At 33.1% G+C, this 3,804-nt stretch carries 3 protein-coding genes; all 3 read left to right on the top strand.

Translation table 11 applies throughout. The features are described from left to right. Nucleotides 1–119: 119 nt before the first annotated feature. The 3 genes from MCY_RS06615 (at nt 120) to ssb (ending at nt 3,682) form a co-directional block, all read left to right on the top strand. A complete protein-coding gene (locus tag MCY_RS06615; protein WP_007347594.1) occupies nt 120–893 on the top strand; it encodes an LbetaH domain-containing protein in 774 nt (257 codons plus the stop codon). A gap of 324 nt (nt 894–1,217) precedes the next feature. Next, nucleotides 1,218–2,618: an AAA family ATPase gene (locus tag MCY_RS06610; RefSeq protein WP_007347593.1), complete on the top strand. Its 1,401-nt coding sequence runs from the start codon at nt 1,218–1,220 to the stop codon at nt 2,616–2,618. A 620-nt stretch (nt 2,619–3,238) separates the two neighbouring features. Then, a complete protein-coding gene (gene ssb, locus MCY_RS06605) occupies nt 3,239–3,682 on the top strand; it encodes a single-stranded DNA-binding protein (RefSeq protein WP_007347592.1) in 444 nt (147 codons plus the stop codon). Nucleotides 3,683–3,804 lie beyond the last annotated feature (122 nt).

Raw genomic sequence — 3,804 nt, 5'->3', positions numbered from 1 at the left:
CTGTGGTGTTGATCAGGATATAAATAAAGCTGCGTAAATAACGCGCGGGCGCGGCGGGGCGCCCCCTCCTTTAGACATTTCATTAAAATTTACTCAAATATGAACTTAGGGAGTTACCTATGGCCACTCAAAATGTATCCAAAAAATATGAACTTACTGACGAAATCAAAAAAGTTTTCGATTCTGAAACCCGTCAACCTAAACACTTTTATCGCATTAAAGCTTTAAGAGACTTTTCTGATGTCAAAGCTGGGTCTTTAGGCGGCTTTATTGAAAATGAAAATAACTTATCCCATGATGGCAATTGCTGGGTTTATGATAATGCCGTTGTTTCATATGGTGCTATTGTTAGTGAAAACGCTAAAATACGTAATGAAGCCGTTATTGCTGGTGGTGCTAAAGTTTATGGGAATGCTATAGTGAGTGATAAAGCTAAAGTTTATGGTTGTGATACCTATGTTTATGGTAATGCAATGGTTTGTGATAATGCGAGTGTTAGTGGTACCATGTGGGTGCGTGACAAGGGAGTCATTTATGGCAAGTGTGTGGTTAATGGCAATGCCAAGGTTTATGGGAATGCAAAAATTTGTGGTCAAGTTTATGATAATGCCGTGGTTTATGGGAATGCCTTTATTTGTATAGATGCAAAAATTTATGATAATGCAAAAGTTTTGAATAGTGCTCATATTGGTGGCTTTGTTTATGGCAATGCAAAAGTATCAGGATCTGCTTATATATATGAGGGTGCTCATATTTTTGATAACGCTAGGGTTTATGGCAAGGCGGTTGTTTATAAAGATGTCAAGATTTATGGCAACGCTGCTCTTAAAGAAAAGAAAACATTTCGTAATGATGCTTGTAGTAATGATGCCATTAGTGAAAAAGTAGCGTAAATAACGGGATGGGGGGCTGCTTTATAGCAAAAAAGAAAGCCATGTCTTTAAAGGACACGGCTTTTGTTTTAGGAAGTATACACATTTTACACTAAACACATATCACACAAAATGTATAAAACAGCAAGCATTAATAAATAAAAACCGCATCAAAATAAATTGATACGGCTTTTATATACTGAAAATTTTCAACTTGGTAAAAATAGGAATTAAAACGTGGAAATATTAAAACGAAGGTTCTTAAAAAACGTAAATAATCAATACAAAACATTCCTAATTTATGTGCTATAGGGTTTTGTTCTTTAAAGTACTATTGGAGATATCATGATATTTACTTCATTTGAATTAGAAAATTTTAAAGGGATAGGAGAACCTGTAAAAATAGATCTCTCAGGAGGAGATAGGAGCTTTCCTTTTATTCTGGTAGGAAATAATGAATCAGGAAAAACAACAACTTTGCAAGGTATTCATCTCTTGTCACAGCTATGTTTAGGGAAACAATTAACAGGCGAAGATTTTTCTTCTATACGTCCTAAAACAGCTTTTTTTGATGAAGACATTGTTTTATCTACCACAATTTTATTGGACGAAACAGAGATTGAAAAATTAGCTAAGATTAAAATACTAAAAAAAATCAAGGATGATTTATCTGAAAAAAGCCAGACATTACATTTATCCTTTGTATATTCATTTGATAATAGTATTTGCACAGAAAAATATATTAAGATCAACGATAAAAATTATGGAGATGAAATAGCAACGGCTTTTTTAAATTACTTAAAGAATCATATTCCTGAAATTGTCTATTATGATGATTTTATGTTTGATGTGCCCGATAAAATTAGATTTTTAAAAAGTGCAACTCATGCTTCAAATGAAGAATTAAAAGAAGATAGTTTTCTAAGTGATAAAAAAAATCTTTTATGGCATGATATTTTTAATGATTTACTGATTGGTAGCCGCAAAAAGCGAGCTGGGAAAGAACCAAAATCCGATATTAATTTTCAACGTGATATTGTTGATTGTAGTGATGAAGATGCAGTCGATCAACGTTTGTCTTCTATAAATGATTATCTTAACACTGTTATTACCAAGGACTGGGAAGATATAACGGGAGGAAAGACTGTATTTGATAGATTTAGCGTAGAAAAAGTGACGGGATCTAATCCTAATTTTGCAGATTTTTGTTTAAAGGTCAAAGCTAAAGACCGCACTTTTTCTTTACATGAAAGAAGCAAAGGGTGCCGTTGGTTTTTTTGCTTCAAAGTGCTTACAGATATTCGTACCAACAGAAGCAAAAATGGAATAATTTTCTTATTGGATGAACCAGCAAGCAATCTACATATTCATCCTCAAGAAAAAATATTACAATCCTTACAGAAATTATCATCTTTTGACAAGAATAGCGTGATTTATTCTACTCATTCCCCTTATTTGATTGAAGAAACTCACGTAGATAATTTATTTATTGTCCGCAATGAAGCTTCTGATTGTGACGATCCTAAAATTCTATGTAGAAAAATTTCTCAGCTAGACAAAGGAAGTGATGAATTGGTGAGATCAGTCGAGCCTATTTTACAGAAAGTTGTAATGAATCAAGTTAAGCAGCTTGGTAAAAACTGGCAAGAAAGAATTCTAAAAATTTGTAACACTACTAAAGAAACAGACATTATCGCTGAATCTGTCCAAAAAATTATTATTTTAGTACAGACTATTTTTCGATAGGTTATTATCAAAATTTGTGTATAAACGCGAGTATGTTTTTTTCAATTTGAATAAATAAAAAGAGTGCATTATAGTTTAAGTATAGAAAGTGTAAAAAGCTTTCTTTTGCAACGTCGTGATGGCGTTGTACTTTCACCGTTTAGAATTAAATGATATTCTTTTAAAGAATCTCTAAAAAAGCCGTGTTATTTTTTATATAACGCGGTTTTTTTGTATATTAATGCTTGTAATTTTATACATAGTGTGTTAATATTCAAATACTTGAGAAATTAATAAAGTTGAAAGCCTTGTTATGTGTCTGCGTAACAGGGTTTTCTTCTATAATGAGGGGGCTTTTCTCTATCCATTTAAATGCATTAAAACCGTGCCAATTTCTTGACACGGCTTCTGTTTTGCAATGCTCAGATTAGTTGTTATTCGAAAGTAGACGAACATCTCTTTATTACACAATACGTGCAAATAGGCAAGCCATTTAGTAAAATAAAAATGGGATTCATTCTTTAGATTCAGTGGGTTATGATAAATTTCGTTTGTAAATATACCCATAATGTGTTATAATATTATCAGTTGTGAGTTTGTTTTGTTCTAAGTAGCATTTTCCATTAAAGGACAGAAAGCAAATGCTTAATAAAGTGATTTTAATTGGTCATTTAGGTGCCAATCCGGAAAGCAAAACAATGTCATCTGGTGCTGAAGTGGTCAATTTTCGTATAGCAACGTTTGAAAGCTATACAGATAAGGCAGCTAATAAAAAAATAGACAAAACAGAATGGCATTCCATTGTGGTGTTTAATCCACATCTTGCAAAAATAGCACTCCAGTATCTCAATAAGGGGAGCAAAGTTTATATAGAGGGACAGCTTCAAACGCGTAAATGGCAAGATAAAAACGGTATTGAACGTTTTGTAACAGAAGTCATTTTGCCTAAGTACAAAGGCGACTTAAAGCTTTTAGATGGCAAAAATGATGATAATCAAGAGCAATTATCATCTCCTTATGAGAGAAGCTTTCACAGACCTCTTGATATGCCTCATACCGTTATGAATGATAGCGTTCCTTTTTAAACAGAAGGCGGTGTTGTGAAAAGAAACAAAAAGAGGGGACGCCCTAAAATGACAGGGCAGCTAAGAGAAGCCAATGGTCGTATCTCACGTGCAAAATTACCTCGTGAAGCTGCTAATCAATT

It is taken from the genome of Bartonella rattimassiliensis 15908 (genome assembly GCF_000278215.1).
GTDB lineage: Bacteria > Pseudomonadota > Alphaproteobacteria > Rhizobiales > Rhizobiaceae > Bartonella > Bartonella rattimassiliensis.
Note: the sequence above shows the minus strand (reverse complement) of the source record. Positions and strands in the feature narration are given on the sequence as shown.